This is a genomic window from Nevskia sp., assembly GCF_023266035.1.
Lineage (GTDB): Bacteria > Pseudomonadota > Gammaproteobacteria > Nevskiales > Nevskiaceae > Nevskia.
Genome location: NZ_JAHFRY010000020.1, coordinates 1 through 15,512 on the forward strand (window position 1 = coordinate 1; position 15,512 = coordinate 15,512).

The 15,512-nt window shown below is 64.0% G+C and carries 18 protein-coding genes; 6 read left to right on the forward strand and 12 right to left on the reverse strand.

Annotation, left to right across the window (positions count from 1 at the left end; all coding sequences use genetic code 11):
* A partial coding sequence (locus Q0D45_RS04460) for a M23 family metallopeptidase (RefSeq protein ID WP_293389121.1) occupies positions 1 to 458 on the forward strand: 458 nt, incomplete at its 5' end.
* 18 nt (positions 459 to 476) lie between these two features.
* The gene (locus Q0D45_RS04465) at positions 477 to 1,592 is read left to right on the forward strand and encodes an anhydro-N-acetylmuramic acid kinase (protein WP_293389123.1); all 1,116 of its coding nucleotides are present in this window, start codon (positions 477 to 479) and stop codon (positions 1,590 to 1,592) included.
* A 57-nt stretch (positions 1,593 to 1,649) separates the two neighbouring features.
* Here the strand turns inward: Q0D45_RS04465 and erpA are convergent, their stop codons facing one another.
* Genes erpA through argC form a run of 4 tightly spaced genes read right to left on the reverse strand, consistent with a single transcriptional unit; the run spans position 1,650 to position 4,318 of the window.
* Positions 1,650 to 2,009 (reverse strand): iron-sulfur cluster insertion protein ErpA, encoded by a 360-nt coding sequence (gene erpA, locus Q0D45_RS04470; RefSeq protein ID WP_293389124.1) that lies wholly within the window; start codon positions 2,007 to 2,009, stop codon positions 1,650 to 1,652.
* Positions 2,010 to 2,021: 12 nt separating this feature from the next.
* Complete coding sequence (locus Q0D45_RS04475) at positions 2,022 to 2,507, reverse strand: polymer-forming cytoskeletal protein (protein WP_293389125.1); 486 nt, start codon at positions 2,505 to 2,507, stop codon at positions 2,022 to 2,024.
* Positions 2,504 to 3,265 carry a DUF6776 family protein gene (locus Q0D45_RS04480; RefSeq protein WP_293389127.1) on the reverse strand — a complete coding sequence of 254 codons (762 nt, stop codon included), beginning with the start codon at positions 3,263 to 3,265 and terminating at the stop codon, positions 2,504 to 2,506. The genes Q0D45_RS04475 and Q0D45_RS04480 overlap by 4 nt, the downstream gene beginning before the upstream one ends.
* 21 nt (positions 3,266 to 3,286) lie before the next feature.
* On the reverse strand, positions 3,287 to 4,318 hold the full coding sequence (gene argC, locus Q0D45_RS04485; protein WP_293389129.1) for an N-acetyl-gamma-glutamyl-phosphate reductase: 1,032 nt from the start codon (positions 4,316 to 4,318) through the stop codon (positions 3,287 to 3,289).
* A 74-nt stretch (positions 4,319 to 4,392) separates the two neighbouring features.
* On the opposite strand from argC, the gene hemJ reads away from it, so the two are divergent.
* Complete coding sequence (gene hemJ, locus Q0D45_RS04490; protein WP_293389131.1) at positions 4,393 to 4,812, forward strand: protoporphyrinogen oxidase HemJ; 420 nt, start codon at positions 4,393 to 4,395, stop codon at positions 4,810 to 4,812.
* A 67-nt stretch (positions 4,813 to 4,879) separates the two neighbouring features.
* Here hemJ and bfr read toward each other — a convergent pair whose 3' ends face one another.
* From bfr to Q0D45_RS04505, 3 genes are all read right to left on the reverse strand, one after another.
* Positions 4,880 to 5,362: a bacterioferritin gene (gene bfr / locus Q0D45_RS04495; RefSeq protein WP_293389133.1), complete on the reverse strand. Its 483-nt coding sequence runs from the start codon at positions 5,360 to 5,362 to the stop codon at positions 4,880 to 4,882.
* A 235-nt stretch (positions 5,363 to 5,597) separates the two neighbouring features.
* A complete protein-coding gene (locus tag Q0D45_RS04500) occupies positions 5,598 to 5,825 on the reverse strand; it encodes a (2Fe-2S)-binding protein (RefSeq protein WP_022976954.1) in 228 nt (75 codons plus the stop codon).
* A 131-nt stretch (positions 5,826 to 5,956) separates the two neighbouring features.
* Complete coding sequence (locus tag Q0D45_RS04505) at positions 5,957 to 6,487, reverse strand: RNA pyrophosphohydrolase (RefSeq protein WP_293389137.1); 531 nt, start codon at positions 6,485 to 6,487, stop codon at positions 5,957 to 5,959.
* A 131-nt stretch (positions 6,488 to 6,618) separates the two neighbouring features.
* On the opposite strand from Q0D45_RS04505, the gene Q0D45_RS04510 reads away from it, so the two are divergent.
* A complete protein-coding gene (locus Q0D45_RS04510) occupies positions 6,619 to 7,269 on the forward strand; it encodes an HAD family phosphatase (protein ID WP_293389139.1) in 651 nt (216 codons plus the stop codon).
* Between the two features lies 1 nt (position 7,270).
* Here the strand turns inward: Q0D45_RS04510 and Q0D45_RS04515 are convergent, their stop codons facing one another.
* From Q0D45_RS04515 to pdxH, 5 genes are all read right to left on the reverse strand, one after another.
* The gene (locus Q0D45_RS04515; protein ID WP_293389141.1) at positions 7,271 to 7,759 is read right to left on the reverse strand and encodes a cupin domain-containing protein; all 489 of its coding nucleotides are present in this window, start codon (positions 7,757 to 7,759) and stop codon (positions 7,271 to 7,273) included.
* 49 nt (positions 7,760 to 7,808) lie between these two features.
* Complete coding sequence (locus Q0D45_RS04520; protein WP_293389142.1) at positions 7,809 to 8,528, reverse strand: response regulator transcription factor; 720 nt, start codon at positions 8,526 to 8,528, stop codon at positions 7,809 to 7,811.
* A 30-nt stretch (positions 8,529 to 8,558) separates the two neighbouring features.
* Positions 8,559 to 10,754, reverse strand: coding sequence for a PAS domain-containing hybrid sensor histidine kinase/response regulator (locus Q0D45_RS04525; protein ID WP_293389144.1), 2,196 nt, complete (start codon positions 10,752 to 10,754; stop codon positions 8,559 to 8,561).
* A gap of 127 nt (positions 10,755 to 10,881) precedes the next feature.
* Positions 10,882 to 12,552 carry a hypothetical protein gene (locus tag Q0D45_RS04530; protein WP_293389146.1) on the reverse strand — a complete coding sequence of 557 codons (1,671 nt, stop codon included), beginning with the start codon at positions 12,550 to 12,552 and terminating at the stop codon, positions 10,882 to 10,884.
* Between the two features lie 145 nt (positions 12,553 to 12,697).
* Positions 12,698 to 13,321, reverse strand: a complete 624-nt coding sequence (gene pdxH, locus Q0D45_RS04535; RefSeq protein WP_293389147.1) for a pyridoxamine 5'-phosphate oxidase — start codon at positions 13,319 to 13,321, stop codon at positions 12,698 to 12,700.
* Positions 13,322 to 13,420: 99 nt separating this feature from the next.
* Between pdxH and Q0D45_RS04540 the strand changes: the two genes are divergently transcribed.
* Both Q0D45_RS04540 and Q0D45_RS04545 read left to right on the forward strand, forming a co-directional pair.
* Positions 13,421 to 14,446, forward strand: coding sequence for a YhdH/YhfP family quinone oxidoreductase (locus tag Q0D45_RS04540; RefSeq protein WP_293389149.1), 1,026 nt, complete (start codon positions 13,421 to 13,423; stop codon positions 14,444 to 14,446).
* Positions 14,447 to 14,474: 28 nt separating this feature from the next.
* Positions 14,475 to 15,512, forward strand: a complete 1,038-nt coding sequence (locus tag Q0D45_RS04545; protein WP_293389151.1) for a cation diffusion facilitator family transporter — start codon at positions 14,475 to 14,477, stop codon at positions 15,510 to 15,512.

Sequence of the window (15,512 nt, forward strand, 5' to 3'; positions counted from 1 at the left end):
CGCGCCGTCATCCGATCCTGAACATCATCCGGGCGCACAAGGGTGTTGATTACGCTGCCGCAACCGGAACGCCGGTCCACACTACGGGCGACGGCAAGATCCAGTTCATCGGCAAGAAGAACGGCTACGGTAACGTCGTCGTCGTTCGCCACAGCGGCCAGAACGAAACCCTGTACGCCCATCTGTCCCGCTTCAAGCCGGGCTTGACGCTAGGCTCGAAAGTTCGCCAGGGCCAGGTCATCGCGTTCGTCGGCTCCACCGGCCTCGCCACGGCACCGCATCTGCATTACGAGTTCCTGGTCAACGGCATTCACAAGAACCCGATGACCGTGACCCTGCCGCGCGCCGTACCGCTGAACTCGCAGTCGCTCGTGCAGTTCCGTCGCGAAACGGCGCCACTGGTCGCCAAGATCGACGCCATGAGCAACAGCAACGTCGCCCTTTCCAAGTACAAGTAAGCGCTGGCGGCCTTTCCGATGTCAGGGTTGTATCTTGGCCTGATGTCAGGAACCAGCATTGACGGTATTGATGCCGTCATTGCCGAGTTCGAGGCGGGTCGGCTGGTCAAGTTCCACGCCGCGCACCACCACAATTATCCAGCAGCTCTTCGGGCAAGGCTGATCGAGCTGTCGCTGGATCAGCCCGAGATTTCGATGCGCGAGTTCTGCACGCTCGACGTCGAAATCGGCCTGAGCTTCGCAGCAGCTGCACGTGAAGTCATTTCCCGCAGCGGAGTTCCGGCCGGCGCGATCACGGCCATCGGCAGTCATGGCCAGACCTTGTTCCATGACGGGCCACGTGGCCTGACCCTGCAACTGGGTGATCCCAACCGGATCGCAGCAGCCACGGGCATCACGACGGTCGCCGATTTCCGGCGCATCGATCTGGCGCTGGGCGGTCAGGGCGCTCCGCTGGTGCCGGCGTTCCACCACGCGATGTTTGCCCACGCCCGCGAATCCCGCTGCGTATTGAACCTTGGCGGCATCGCCAATATCACCGTGCTGCCGGGCTCGGGCCTTGAGGGTGTGATCGGTTTCGATACCGGCCCCGCCAACGGTCTGATGGATGAATGGGTGCAGGCCTGCTCAGGCCTCGCTTTCGACGCGGAAGGTACCTTTGCTGCCAGCGGTTCAGCCGATGAAGAATTGATCGCTGCGCTGCTCAGTGAGCCCTATTTCGCCAGGCCGGCACCGAAAAGCACGGGGCGAGATTACTTCCGCCTCGATTGGGTCCGCTCCTTATACCCCCCAATCGAGACGTTACGCGCAGAAGACGTGCAGGCCAGCCTCGCGGCCGTCACGGCCCGCAGCGTCGCCAATGCAATCAAGGCCGCTGCGCCCGGCGCTGCCAGGCTGATCGTCTGTGGTGGTGGTGTCGGCAACACGCTGTTGCTGCGGCTGATCGGGGACGCCTTGCCGGACGTTGTCGTTGAATCCAGCAGCCAGCATGGCCTGGCACCGGAATGGATCGAAGCCACTGCGTTTGCCTGGCTGGCGATGCGCCGTATCGAAGGCAAACCGGGCAATCTGCCGGCCGTGACCGGCGCCAGCCGCTTGTCACCGCTCGGCTGCGTGGTGCTGCCGCCTCGGTGAATTGGCTTATCGGCGCGCGGTACCCGCCCGCCAATAAGCCTGCCAGGCGACTCGAGCTCAGACTGCGAAAGACGAGCCGCAGCCGCAGGTAGTCGTCGCGTTCGGATTGCGGATCACGAACTGAGCGCCGTCGACATCGTCCTTGTAATCAATCTCGGCACCACTGAGGTATTGCAGGCTCATCGAATCGACGAGCAAGGTCACGCCGCCGTTCTCGACCGACAGATCGCCGTCCTCCACGCTCTCGTCGAAGGTGAAGCCGTACTTGAAGCCTGAGCAACCGCCGCCGGTCACAAACACGCGCAGCTTCAAGGCTTCATTGTCTTCATCGTTCAGCAGTTCCCGCACCTTCGCGGCTGCGGCGGAGGTGAAGACCACTTCAGACTGGGCACTACCCGGTATCTCGTTGCCATCCATGTCGCTCTCCAATCAATCTCGCGGAATCATCCCGCCTTGCTGCAACGCGCGTTCCTGAACGTCGAGGATTACCACGTCGGCCCTGCTTTCCAGCGACATCTGCTGACTCTTCGCCAGCGTGTCGCCGCTATCGTGCGCCAATTGCCCGTTAATGGCGGCGCCCGGTTCCATCTGCAAGACCTTGTAATAAACGTTTCCGGTCACTCGGGCCTTGGCGGTAAGCACCAACTTCTCGCTCGCTCGGACATCACCGACGATCGAACCGTTCAACATGACCGTCGGAACGCGCACATTGCCTTCAACAACGCCTGACTCGCTGATTGACAGTATGGCCGCTTCGTCGCCAGATGCCTGGACCGCGCCCTTGACCCGACCATCGATGTGGATCCCGCCCACGAAACGCACGTCACCGATGATTTCGGTCTGTCGTCCGATCAGAGTTTCGACGGTGGCAGCCTTGCCGCCAGCGCTTGATCCACCGCCGAGAAATCCCTTCATGGTTCAGCGTTCTCCCGGATTATTTTTTTCCAGTCGTACTCGTCTTCAATCGCCGCCTGCCCGCCACCGGGTTGCAGCGTCACCATTGCCCGCAGCGGCCTGAAATCCTCGGGAAGCTTCAGCTGTCCGCTGAATTCTTCGAAATACTTGAATGAAAATAGCAGATTTCGCGCGCCGTCCACGGCGATGTCGGCGAGCTTCAAGGTCTGCTTCTTGCCGCTCTTCAAACCTTCGATCGACAACTCAACCTGACCGCCGACCCGTTTGTCGCTGCGCACCGGCTGGATCAGCACCAGGTCGAAGCGATACTGGTTCGGCAGGGTCTTCACCACACTGACGCGGAACTCGTAGACTCGGACGCCGGCCTGCGATTCCTGCGGGGAGACGATGCCGCGATAGAACGCGAGCTGTTCGCGCAGGTCCGACGACTCGGCCTGCAACTGACCCAGCGACTGCTTCACGTCCTGACAGGCACCGCTATCGATCTCCTGAGAGCGGCTCAAATAGGCCACCTGATCGCGCAGGGTTTCAGCTTCGGTCTTGGCGACGCGCAGGTCGTGCGTCAGCTGCCGTCGTTCGTCGAGCAGGCGATCGCGCTCCACAGTCGCCGCAGCGAAATCCGAAACCGCCGTCGCGCGGGTCACGCTGTACAGCGCGAATCCAGCCACGAGCGCGGCTACCACCACCCAGGTGACCAGCCAGCGGCGACGCGACGACCGTTCGCTGGTGATGACAACTCGGTGCTGCCAATCAGCCATTCCGGCGAGCCTTGCCGACGATCAAGGCGCGAGCGGCGCGGCGTCGAGCGCCACGCGCTCGTCGAAACCGAACATCAGGTTGAAGCACTGCACGGCCTGACCGGCTGCGCCCTTGACCAGATTGTCGATCGCCGACAGCACCACCACCGTATCGCCATCGCCCGGCCGATGCACGGCGATCCGGCATAGGTTCGAGCCGCGCACCGAACGCGTTTCCGGATGTGAGCCCTTCGGCATCACATCGACGAACGGCTCATCGCGATAACGTCCTTCGTACAAGGCCTGCAGATCGATGTCGGTCTTCAGCAGCGTCGCGTAGAGCGTCGCGTGGATGCCGCGGATCATCGGCGTGAGATGGGGCACGAAGGTCAGCTTGACCGGGCCGTTCGCAGCCCGCGTCAGGCCCTGTTCGATCTCCGGCAGATGGCGATGACCGGCGACGCCGTAAGCCATCATCGAATCGGCCGCTTCGGCGAACAGGGAGCCGACTTTCGCTTCCCGGCCAGCGCCACTGACGCCGGACTTGCAGTCGGCGATCAAACGGCCGGTATCGACCAGTCCCGCTTCGATCAACGGCAGAAAACCAAGCTGGGCGGCCGTCGGATAGCAGCCGGCAGCCGCCACCAACCGCGCGCCGCGGATCGCCTCACGATTGACTTCCGGCAGGCCATAAACGGCTTCGGCGAGCAGTTCGGGGCTGGCGTGATCGTGCGCATACCAGCGCTTGAACACTTCGGCATCACGGATGCGGTAGTCGGCCGACAGATCGACGACCCGGACGCCGCGCTCGATCAGCGCCGGTGCCAGCCTCATCGAGGTCGCATGCGGCGTTGCGAAGAACACTGCCTGGCAGGCGGCCAACGCGTCGTCATCCGGCGCGGTGAAGCTCAGATCGCAGCGGCCGCGCAGATGCGGGAACCAGACATCGGCACGCTTGCCGGCCTCGGCACGGGAGGTCAGCACGCGCACGCGCACGCCCGGGTGCGCCGACAGCAGCCTGAGCAATTCGGCGCCGGTGTATCCGGTGCCGCCGACAATTCCGACTTCGATCACGTCCTTCCAGCCTCATGCCCATCCAGGGGGCGACGATGATACCTTGCGCACCTGCCCGCGTTGCTGGATGCCCGATGCTCTGGATCAAGGCGTTTCATGTGATTTTCATGGTGTCCTGGTTCGCCGGGCTGTTCTATCTGCCGCGTCTGTTCGTCTATCACTGCGATGTCAGCGACGACGCGGGCCACGCGCGCTTCCTGATCATGGAACGCAAGCTGTACGGCATCATGACGATCGGCATGATCGGCACCTGGGTTTTCGCGCTGACCTTGCTGGTGATGAATCCGGCCTACCTGCATTCCGGCGGCTGGCTGCATCTGAAGATCGCGCTGGCGGTGGTCCTTTCCGGCTATCACGGCTGGTTGAAGACGGTGATCCGGAAATTTGCCGCCAAGGCCAATACGCGCAGCCACAAGTTCTACCGGCTGATCAATGAAGTACCGGCCGTCCTGCTGGTCGCGATCGTGATCCTGGTCGTCGTCAAGCCGTTCTGATCTGCACGCAGCCAACAAAAAGCCCGCATCGGATGCGGGCTTTTTGTTGGGCGTTACTTGAAGCGGATCAACTTTCGCCGATCTCGCCCATCGCCGACTGCATGTAGTTCTGGATGCCGATCTTTTCGATCAGACCGAGCTGCTCCTCGATCCAGTCGATGTGGTGCTCTTCGCTTTCCTGGATCTCGACCAGCAACTCGCGCGTCACATAGTCCTTGACCAGTTCGCACTGAGCGTTGCCATCGCGATACAGCGGGTGTGCCTCGTACTCCAGCTTGAGATCGCACTCGAGGATTTCCTTCACGTCCTCGCCGATGTATAGCTTGCCGAGGTCCTGCAGGTTCGGCAGGCCATTCAGGAACAGAATGCGCTTGATCAGCTTGTCGGCATGCTTCATCTCGTCGATGGATTCGCCGAACTCGTACTTTTCAAGCTTCTTCAGGCCCCAATTGCCGAAGATGCGGGCATGCAGAAAGTACTGATTGACGGCCGTGAGCTCGTTCTTCAGGGCTTGGTTCAGGAATTCGAGAACTTTGGCGTCGCCGCGCATGGTGATGATCCGATTGAAGTGCGGGCGGAGTATAGCCAGGGACTACCGCTCAGGACAAGTCCAAGCCATTGATTTATTTGTTCTTTTGAACGATTTTGCGTGTGATTCTCAGTTCTTCGTCGCTGCGGCGATGCAGATCATGTGCCCACAGAAGCGAAACAGCGCCCACGGGAGCGCCGGAAACAAGCTGAACGGAGACGAGGCAAGGGCTGGAAACTCCGGCAGTCGCCGGAAATCAGCAGGCAGCTTGGGCGGAAAGCTCTTGGCTGCCAAGGACCGATGACGAACGCGGCAGTGCCGACAAGGCCTGCGCAAGCGTCGAACGAGCCGCGGGAACGCATTTGCCACAGCAGGTGCCGAGGCCGGTTTCGCGGGTCAGATCACGCAGCGAAATCGCATCGCCACGCTCGACCGTGCGGCGAATGGTCTTGTCGGAGACGGCTTTGCAGACGCAAATGATCATGCCCGGAGCTTAAAACTTAATGAGAATGATTGTCAATCGATGGGAAATCCAAACCATCGATGCACTTACTCCCACTGGTCACGACACCGTGATGACCCGCTTCCACGCGCCATCCCACGCTGAAATCCAGGCTACGGGCTGGCCTGATCCGGCTGCGGTTTCGACGCCGGCACCGACAGCGGCTGGCTTGGCGCCCCAATCAGCGGCGCCAGTTCACGCAGCGCGCCGCTGTAGACCTCACGCTTGAACGACACCACTTCGCTCAAGGGATGCCAGTAATCGACCCAGCGCCAGTGATCGAATTCGGGCTTGTCGGATTTGTCGAAGCAGACCATCGATTCGCAACTGGTCAGTCGCAGCAGGAACCACTTCTGCTTCTGGCCAATGCACACCGGCCGCCGGCCGCGTCGCACCAGCCGGGACGGCAGGCGATAACTGAGCCAGCCGGAAGTAACGCCCAGACATTCGACGTGCTCGGCCTTCAGGCCCAGTTCCTCTTCCAGCTCGCGATAGAGCGCGGCCTCCGGCGTCTCGCCGAACTTGATGCCGCCCTGCGGGAACTGCCAAGCGTCCTGGCCGATGCGCTTCGCCCACAGCACGCGGCCGTCGACGTGCGTCAGGATGATCCCGACGTTGGGTCGAAAGCCATCGGCGTCAATCACTTGGGCGCACTTTGCAAGGAAAGATTCACAATCGATTCTTTCATAGCCGCGTCGCCTGCGGCAAACTTCCGGCAGCATGGCGTCCTGCCAAGGCCGAGGCCTCCCGCCTCGGACTATTCAATGAAAATCCGATGAATCTCGCCGTCTTCGATCTCGACCACACGCTCCTCAACGGCGACAGCGACTACCTCTGGGGCCAGTTCCTGGTTACCAACCGTCTGGTCGATGCCGAGTACTACGCCCGCGAGAATCAGCGTTTCTACGACGAATACGCCGCCGGCACGCTCGACATCCACGAGTTCGCGGCTTTTTCGCTGCGGCCGCTGATGGCGCTGCCGCTGGCTCAGCTCGAAGGCCTGCGCGCGCGCTTCGTCGCCGAACAGATCGTGCCGGTGATCTCGACCCACGCGCCGGCTCTGCTCGAACGGCATCGTCAAGCTGGCGACGAACTGCTGATCACCACGGCCACCAACCGCTTCATCGTCGAGCCGATTGCCGCCCATCTTGGCGTGTTGCACCTGCTGGCGACCGAGCCGGAACGCGACGGCATCGCGTTCACCGGCCGCATCGCCCGCTCGAACTTCCGCGACGCCAAAGTCACCAATCTCAAGGCCTGGCTGGCCGCACATCCGGTGAAATTCGGCAGCTTGAGCGGCTACAGCGACTCGCAGAACGATCTGCCGCTGCTCGAATTCGTCGATCACCCGCATGCCGTCGATGCCGATCCAGTGCTGCGCGCCGCCGCCGAAGCGCGTGGCTGGCCGGTGATTTCGCTGCGCTGAGCTAAAGGCGGACCAAGGGGCTCAGCAGCGCCCGATGCTCGGGATGCTCATCAAGCAGGCGCTGATCGGCAAACGAGTGATCGGCGAAGTCGAAACCCGGCACCACGGCTTCCGAGACCAGTGCGTGGCTGGCGCCGTCGATCAGCTGCGAGGCTTTCCAGACGCCGCCCGGCACGTGCAGGAACAGCGCCTGACTCGGCTCGCTGCCGAGCACTACACGGCGCAGCTCACCTGAATCTTCCAGCAGCAGGTATTCCACTGGCCCGCCGCCTTGCAGGTAATGGAGGATGTCCGAGCGGTTGCGATGCAGGCGCCCGCGCGGCTCTTCGGTGGTCAGCAGGTAATGGATCGACGTGACGCGCGCACGCGGGCCGTGCGCCGTATCGACGATGGCGTCCGCAGTGTGGATGCGCCTGAACCAGCCGCCTTCCGGATGCCGTTCGAGGCCAAGGCGAGCAATCAGCGCGTCGGCCTTCATCGCAGCAGCCATTCAGCACCGTCCCGTATCAGCAGGGCCGCCAAGCGGCATTCAAGCGGGCTCAATGATCCCGCTCCGGCTTAACCTCGAAGCGATAGCCGTAGCCATACACCGCCTTGATCAGCGTCTGCTGTTCATCGGCAAGTGCAGTCCGCAGCTTGCCGATGGCATTGGTCAGCGAAGTCTCGGAAACGATGCGGCCGGGCCATATCGCTTCCATCAACTGGTCCTTGCCGACTATCTCTCCGGCGTGGCGCAGGAAATACATCAGCACTTCCAGCGGCTTCTTCGGCAGCTCCACACGAGCGCCCTCGACTCGCAGTTCCAACGCCCGCTCGTCCAGGCTGCGCCCCGCGAAATGCCAGAACACAGGACCCGCGTTGTCGTCATTGACCACCGGCCGCGGGGCACGCGCGGCCTTGAGCCGACGCAGCTGGCTGCGCACGCGGGCCAGCAGTTCGCGCGGTTCACAGGGCTTGGCGAGATAGTCGTCGGCACCCAGTTCCAGCCCGACGACACGATCGGTCGTCGCATCCTGGCTGGTCAGCATGATCACCGGAACCTGTGAAAAGCCGCGCAGCCAGGACAGCAAGGCCAGGCCGTCTTCGCAGGGCATGACCAGATCGGTAATGACGATGTCCGGCAAGCCGGCAACGGCAGCTGCGCGGAAAGCGCCAACACTGTCGAAACTGCGCACCTCGAAACCGACGCTGCTCAGGTAGCCGCCGATGAACTCGCGCAGCACGGCGTCATCGTCGACGAGATGGATGGAAGCAGTCATCGGCGAATAGTACACACGGGCGGCGCTGCCTCAGGCTTGCAGCCGACGCCATAGTGCCAGCGCGGCGTCGTACTCCATATTCGCGATCAGACTGCCGAGCGGTGCATGGGAGGCGCGCTGCGACTCGGGCAGCGCAGCCCGGAATTTCTCGAAGGTATCCCAGGCCTCGTCTTCGTCGTCTTCGAGCTGTTGCTGCAGTTGCAGGCCCAGATTCACGGCCAGCCCGGTCATGCCGGGTTCCTGCGGCACCGCCGCCGGCAGCAGCGGCAGAGCCATTCGGCTGCGCGCTTCGCTCAAGGCCGAGGCCAACTCGTCCAGTTCTTCGACCAGCGGCAGGCGCGATGCCAGGGTGGCCTCCATGTGCGCGGCCAGCCGCGACACTTGCAGGGCACCGATCTGGGCCGACGAACCCTTGAGCGTATGCGCAGTGATCGCAGCGGCCGCCGGCTGGTTCGTGGCGATCTGACCGCGCAGCAGGTCGACAGGATCGGGATCACGAAGGAAGCGCTCGACCACCCGTTCGTACAGGCCTGGCGTACGTGCCACGCGTGCCCGGGCGCGCTCATAGTCGTGGTCCGGCTGGTCAGCCTCCAGCGCGAGTGTTTGCCGCAACCCACTTTCTGAGCGTCGTCCGGTGACCCGCGTCAGTGCGCCGAACAAATGATCGACGTCGATCGGCTTGCCGACGAAATCATCCATGCCGGCAGCGAGGCAGCGCTCGCGGTCCGGTGCCATGACGTTGGCGGTCAGCGCAATGATCGGCACTCTGCTATCGCCCTCGGCAGCACGAATGCGCTGCGTCGCCTCGATGCCATCCATGCCGGGCATGCGCATGTCCATGAAGATCGCATCGAAGTGCTGTGCCGCTGCTGCCGCGATGGCCTCGTTGCCGGACGCCGCCAGCCGCACCGCGACGCCGGCCGATTGCAGAAGATCACGCGCCACTTCCAGATTGGGCGCGTGGTCGTCGACCACCAGCACCGACAGGCCGGCGAGGTCGGCTTCATCAACGACGGCCCGCACCGTCGGTAACGGGGCCGCGTCGGCTCGCTCGAACATCGCCGAGAAACGGAAGCTGCTGCCGACGCCAGGCTTGCTGTCCACGCTCATGCGGCCGCCCATCATCTCGACCAGACGCTTGGAGATGGACAGGCCGAGGCCCGTGCCACCGAAGCGTCGCGTGGTCGACGAATCGGCCTGACTGAACGGCGAGAACAGTTTCTCGATCTGTTCCGGTGATATGCCGATGCCGCTGTCGCGGATTTCGAAACCGAGACCGCAGGGACCGTCTGCGCTCGCTGGCGGGTCCAGCGCAATCCTGATCGCCACCCGTCCGGACTCGGTGAACTTCACGGCATTGCCGCCGAGGTTCATCAGCACTTGGCCCAGGCGCAAGGGATCACCGACCAGAGCGCTCGGCACATCGGCTGCCACGTCGATGCTGAAGGCCAGCCCTTTTTCCTGTGCGCGCAGGCCGACCACGCTTTCGAGATTGTCCAGTACCTGGCCGAGCAGGAACGGCGTGCGATCGAGTTCGAGCTTGCCAGCTTCGACCTTCGACAGATCGAGCACGTCGTTGATGATGTCGAGGAGCGAGCGCGCCGCCGTTTCGATCTTGGCGAAGTACTCGCATTGCCGCGCCTGCCCGGTGCTGCGCTGACCCAGGTAGGCGAAGCTGAGTACCGCATTCATCGGCGTGCGGATCTCGTGGCTGACATTGGCCAGAAACTCGCTCTTGGCACGGCTCGCGTCTTCCGCGTGTTCCTTGGCCTGCGCGAGCTGCCTTTGCAGTTCGAGCGGGCCGCTGATGTCCTGCAGGCAGGTGATGGTGACGATGGCGCCGCCGGGCTCCCTGTGCTTGCGCGTGAAATCGCGCATCGAGCGGATACGGCCGTCGCGATGCACCAGCCGGTAATTGAGCGAGACGTCGCCAACCACCCCGGAAAGGATCGACTGCATGACGGTTGGCAAATCCTCCGGCACGATCAAGCCCACCATCACGCTGGGGTCTTGAATGCAGGCTTCCGGCTCGACTCCGCAGAGCTCCCGGATGCCGTCGCTCACATAGGTGAAGTGCAGGCGGCCATCGGCTTCGAGCCGCATCTCCATCACCACGCCGGACATGCGATTGGTGACATCGCGCAAGCGCTCCGCCTCGGCCCTCGCCGCGTCACGCTCGGCCTCCAGGGTCTTCAGCAACAGCGCGCCAGGATGGTCGTCGGCCATGGTCAATCCCCTTTCACTTCGTGCCTGCCCGTTGGTCGTCATTCGGCAGCTTCACTGACAAGGCCGGACGAGGCATGCGAGCTGCCCCGTCCGGCGTGAAACGATGACTGCTGTTTGGGTGCCGGTTCTATGCCCCCGTCTGCAGCCGGGTGCGCTCCACTTCGCGGTCGTTGATCGTATTGTCGTCCAGCTGATTGCCTCTGACGCTGGCGTCATTCTGCAGCGTGACGCCATTGCTGTTCGGCGTGGTCAGGCGCACTTCGAGCGGACTGGCCGCCATCCCGGCGCGCAGCACTTGCGTGTAGCGGCAGACCACCTTGCCGGTCGGCAGGGTACAGAGCCAGTTCGCTCCCGATGCGCTGACATTGGTCACGCCAGTCGGCAGGCTGTCCTCTACGGTGACGCCAGTGGCCGCACCCAGCCCCGCATCGATGGCGGCAATGCCGGTCAGGTACTCCGGCGCGTCGAAGTTGCTGACATTGATGGTGTAGGTCAGTGCGCCGGCGGTCGGCGCCGGGTCCTTCGAGTCTGACTGGACGAGGCTCAGATTGATCCGCTGCGTGGCCTGATAGCGCTGGGCAAAAATGTCGTAGCTGGAGTTCAGGTTGGTCACGCCATGCCAGGCCGCCACCAAGTCGCCATCGGCGTCCAGGCCGATGGCCGGTCGCCGATCGGTGCCGGCGTTGCCATTGCTGACGTTGATCTCCGGGCCGATCAGGCCGCCATTGGCATTGAAGCGCTGGGCACTGATCCCGGTGCCGCTGCTGCCGGTGGAGCGGGTCCAGCCGACCACGAATTCGCCGGCCAGGTTGATGCTGATGGCGGCACCGGTCTGGTCGCCGGGCTGCAGTCCGCTGACGTTGAACTGCGGGCCGGCCAGGCTGCCGGTGGCGGTCACGCCCCGGGCCACGATGTCGTAGCCCGAAGAACTGCCGGCGGGACCTTCCCAGGCCACCACGAACGCACCGTTGCGATCCACCGCAACGGCGGGCCGTTGCGAGGGTTTGCCGCTCTGTCCGGGGCCGCCGATGAAAACGGGAGCGCCGCGCAGCGTGCCGTCACTGTTGAAGCGCTGCGCAAGGATGCTGCTCTTCAAGAACGTATCCCAGGCCACCACGAACTCGCCGCGCGGGTTGGTGGCAACCGAGGGATGCTCCTGCTTGAACTGCGTTGCGTCGCTCAGGATCCGGCGCGTGCCGTTGCGCGTGCCGTCGGCGTTGAAGCGCTGCGACTGGATGCTGGTGATCCCATCTCTTTCGGCCTGCCAGGCGATCATGAAGCGGCCCTGTGCGTCGATGGCAACCGAGGGTGCGCTGTTGTAGGCCGGTTCGAAATCGACGCCGATGACGCTGCCGATCAGGGCACCGCTGGCGCTGACTCTTTGGGCATGGATTGCTGTTCCCACCGTGGCGCCGTCGTACGGCTGCACCCAGGTCACCACGAAATCACCGTTGGCGCCGATCGCGACGGCGGGCACGGCCTTGTCGCCGGCGGAGTAGCTACCTTCATGCAGCTTGATGGCCGCGCGACCAAGGGCTTCGCCGTTGGCGCTGTAGGCGCGCGCCATGACCGAGTAATAGCCGCCAGAATTCTTGGGCTGCGACTGCCACACCGCGACGAAATTGCCGTCTGGACCGGTTGCGATCGCCGGATCGATCTGCGGGTAGAGTTCCGAGCCATTGATCGCAATGCGCTCGCCCACCGGGCCGGGATCAGCGGCTGCGGCGATGCCCGTGTGCAGCATGAAGGAGGCAGCGAGGGTGGCGAAAGCGGTGCGGCGAAGGTTCGAGCAGTTCATTGGAAATCTCCGGGGGGAAGTGGGTTCGCGAGTCGGCAGGTGCCGGTGACGAACACTTTGCCCACGCCCCTCGGGAACATCTCCACCGTTTCCAAACTTGATTCAAACCCTTTTCAAACCGCCTCCGGCACCGGCCGCCCCTCCTTCAGGGCTCCAGCCGCTCCAGGCGCCAGACGCCGCCCACCTGCCGATAGACGAGCCGGTCATGCACGCGATTGGCGCGGCCCTGCCAGAACTCGATGGCATCGGGTTTCAGCCGATAACCGCCCCAGTCGCTCGGGAACGGCAGGTTGCCGCCACCGTACTTCTGCTCGTTCTCGGCGAATCGCGCATCCAGCGATTCGCGTGACTCGACCACCCGGCTTTGCCGCGAAGTCAGCGCGCCGATCTGAGAACCCAAGGGCCGGGAACGGAAATAGGCTTCGGACTCAGCCGGCGTCAGCTTCTCGACCCGGCCTTCCACCCGGACGCTGCGCTCCAGTCGATCCCACCAGAACGTTGCAGCCGCGTGCGGATGCGCCGCCAGCGCGCGAGCTTTCCGCGAGTCGTAATGGGTGTAGAAGGCAAGGCCTGCGGCATCGAGACCTTTCAGCAGCACCACGCGAGCAGACGGACGACCATCGGCGTCGACCGTCGCCAGGGTCATCGCCGTCGGCTCGATCATGCCGATGGCGACGGCATCATCGAGCCAGCGCTGGAGCTGCTGCAGCGGATCGGCGGTGACATCGGCTTCGAGCAGCGGCGGATTGCGGGTGTACTGATTGGCCATCGGGATTGGTATCGGGGTGGGGACCGGGTTCGCCATCGGGTCGGTCGGCGTTCGAAGTCGGGCAAAATAGGAACTCGATCCATTCTGCCGGAATCCCCGATGACCTCCCCCGCCACGGAAGTACCTGCAAGCTTCAAGGCGCTGCGCATCCATCAGGTCGACAAGAAGACCGAGGCGCGTCTCGAAGCGATCACGCTCGCTGATCTCAGCGCCGGCCAAGTGGTCATCCGGGTCGCCTATTCATCGATCAACTACAAGGACGCGCTGGCGGTGACCGGCAAGGGCCGGATCATGCGCGGCTATCCGAAAGTCGCCGGCATCGATCTGTCCGGCGTCGTGGTGTCCAGCGAAGTGCCGGACTACAAGCCGGGCGACAAGGTGGTGGTCACCGGCGGCAATGTCGGCGAGCAGTTCGACGGCGGCTTCGCCGAATACGCCCGCGTGCCGGCCGAAGCCGTGGTGCGCCTGCCGGCCGGCCTTAGCCTGCATGAAGCGATGGCGCTCGGCACCGCCGGCTACACGGCAGCGCTGGCCCTGCGCCGCATGCTCGAAAATCATCAGCGGCCGGATCTCGGCACGATTGCCGTCACCGGCCCCACAGGCGGCGTCGGCTCGATCGCCATCAGCCTGTTCAAGCGCGCCGGCTTCACCGTGGCGGCAATCACCGGCAAGCCGGGTGCGGAGAAGTATCTGCGTGATCTCGGCGCCGACGAGATCGTCGATCGCAACACGCTGGATATGGGCTCCAAGCCGCTGGAAGCTGCGCGCTGGGGCGGCGCCGTCGACAACCTCGGCGGCGACACGCTGGCCTATCTGGCCCGCACCGTGAAGCCCTGGGGTTCGATTGGCGCGGTCGGCCTGGCCCAGGCGCCGACGCTGAACACCACGGTGATCCCGTTCATCCTCCGCGGCGTCAGCCTGCTCGGCATCTTTTCGGTGGAATGCCCGCGCAGCTGGCGTCTGGCGATCTGGGAGCGTCTGGCCAGCGACTGGAAGCCGGAAGGCCTGCTCAGCCTGATCGCGCCGAAGATCGTGCCGCTGGAAGAAGTGGCTGTCGTCGCCGAAGAACTGGTGGCCGGCAAGGCGCAGGGCCGCACCGTGGTCCGCATCGCCGACGATCTCTGATCGACCGCCTGCAGCCCAGCCAGCGACCATGAGCCAGCGCCACAGCCACGATGAGCATGATCATCACGATCATGGCTTGCACGACCATGACTCGCATGATCACGGCGCCGCGCACAGCCACAAGCCGGCGAAGGCCAAAGGTCATGACCACGATCATGGCCATGGTCACGGTCACCACCACCACGGCAGCAGCAACGAAACACGGCTGACCTGGGCGCTGGTGATCACGGCGCTGTTCATGGTCGTCGAGGTCGCTGGCGGCGTGATTTCCGGCTCGCTGGCGCTGATCGCCGATGCCGTGCACATGCTGACCGACTCGGCCTCGCTGCTGCTGGCACTGATCGCCCTGCGCATCGCCAAGCGGCCAGCCGACGCGCTGTTCTCCTACGGCCGCGCCCGCCACGAAGTGCTGGCGGCGTTCGTCAACGGCCTGGCCCTGCTCGGCTTGAGCGTCTGGATCATCGTCGAATCGGTGCAGCGCCTGATCACGCCGCATCCGGTGATTGGCGAGACGATGCTGATCGTTGCGGCACTCGGCTTCGCCGCCAACCTGCTGTCGTTCCTGATCCTGCGTGATGGCGAGGACTCGCTGAACCTGCGCGGCGCGCTGCTGCACGTGCTCAGCGATCTGCTCGGCTCGGCCGCTGCGATGGCTGCCGCCGTGGTGATCATGCTGACCGACTGGGTGCCGATCGATCCGATCCTGTCGGCCTTCGTCGCGCTGCTGATCGTCCGCAGCGGCTGGCGGGTGACGAAGGAATCCGCGCACATCCTGCTTGAAGGCGCACCGCGCGATCTCGATCCCGATGCGCTGGCGCACGAGCTTGCCGCCGCCGTGCCCGGCGTCACCGGCATCCACCATCTGCACGCCTGGTCGCTGACCGACAAGCATCCGGTGATGACCCTGCACGCAGTGCTTGCCGAAGGCACCGATCGCGATGTCGCGCTCGGCGCGATCCTGCAGCAGCTGAAAGTTCGCTTCGGCGACGTGCACGCCACCGTGCAGATCGAGCAGGTGGCCTGCGGCGAGCGCTGCGGGGAACCAGCGCCGCTGCTGAAAGCCTAG

What these genes read in the sequence shown, in the direction of transcription:
- Q0D45_RS04520 (WP_293389142.1), bottom strand. Translation starts at nt 8,528, where the DNA reads ATGACTGCTTCCATCCATCTCGTCGACGATGACGCCGTGCTGCGCGAG.
- Q0D45_RS04480 (WP_293389127.1), bottom strand. Translation starts at nt 3,265, where the DNA reads ATGGCTGATTGGCAGCACCGAGTTGTCATCACCAGCGAACGGTCGTCG.
- Q0D45_RS04475 (WP_293389125.1), bottom strand. Translation starts at nt 2,507, where the DNA reads ATGAAGGGATTTCTCGGCGGTGGATCAAGCGCTGGCGGCAAGGCTGCC.
- Q0D45_RS04465 (WP_293389123.1), top strand. Translation starts at nt 477, where the DNA reads ATGTCAGGGTTGTATCTTGGCCTGATGTCAGGAACCAGCATTGACGGT.
- bfr (WP_293389133.1), bottom strand. Translation starts at nt 5,362, where the DNA reads ATGCGCGGCGACGCCAAAGTTCTCGAATTCCTGAACCAAGCCCTGAAG.
- Q0D45_RS04540 (WP_293389149.1), top strand. Translation starts at nt 13,421, where the DNA reads ATGACCTCCCCCGCCACGGAAGTACCTGCAAGCTTCAAGGCGCTGCGC.
- Q0D45_RS04515 (WP_293389141.1), bottom strand. Translation starts at nt 7,759, where the DNA reads ATGGCTGCTGCGATGAAGGCCGACGCGCTGATTGCTCGCCTTGGCCTC.
- Q0D45_RS04545 (WP_293389151.1), top strand. Translation starts at nt 14,475, where the DNA reads ATGAGCCAGCGCCACAGCCACGATGAGCATGATCATCACGATCATGGC.
- pdxH (WP_293389147.1), bottom strand. Translation starts at nt 13,321, where the DNA reads ATGGCCAATCAGTACACCCGCAATCCGCCGCTGCTCGAAGCCGATGTC.
- Q0D45_RS04525 (WP_293389144.1), bottom strand. Translation starts at nt 10,754, where the DNA reads ATGGCCGACGACCATCCTGGCGCGCTGTTGCTGAAGACCCTGGAGGCC.
- Q0D45_RS04510 (WP_293389139.1), top strand. Translation starts at nt 6,619, where the DNA reads ATGAATCTCGCCGTCTTCGATCTCGACCACACGCTCCTCAACGGCGAC.
- erpA (WP_293389124.1), bottom strand. Translation starts at nt 2,009, where the DNA reads ATGGATGGCAACGAGATACCGGGTAGTGCCCAGTCTGAAGTGGTCTTC.
- Q0D45_RS04530 (WP_293389146.1), bottom strand. Translation starts at nt 12,552, where the DNA reads ATGAACTGCTCGAACCTTCGCCGCACCGCTTTCGCCACCCTCGCTGCC.
- Q0D45_RS04500 (WP_022976954.1), bottom strand. Translation starts at nt 5,825, where the DNA reads ATGATCATTTGCGTCTGCAAAGCCGTCTCCGACAAGACCATTCGCCGC.
- hemJ (WP_293389131.1), top strand. Translation starts at nt 4,393, where the DNA reads ATGCTCTGGATCAAGGCGTTTCATGTGATTTTCATGGTGTCCTGGTTC.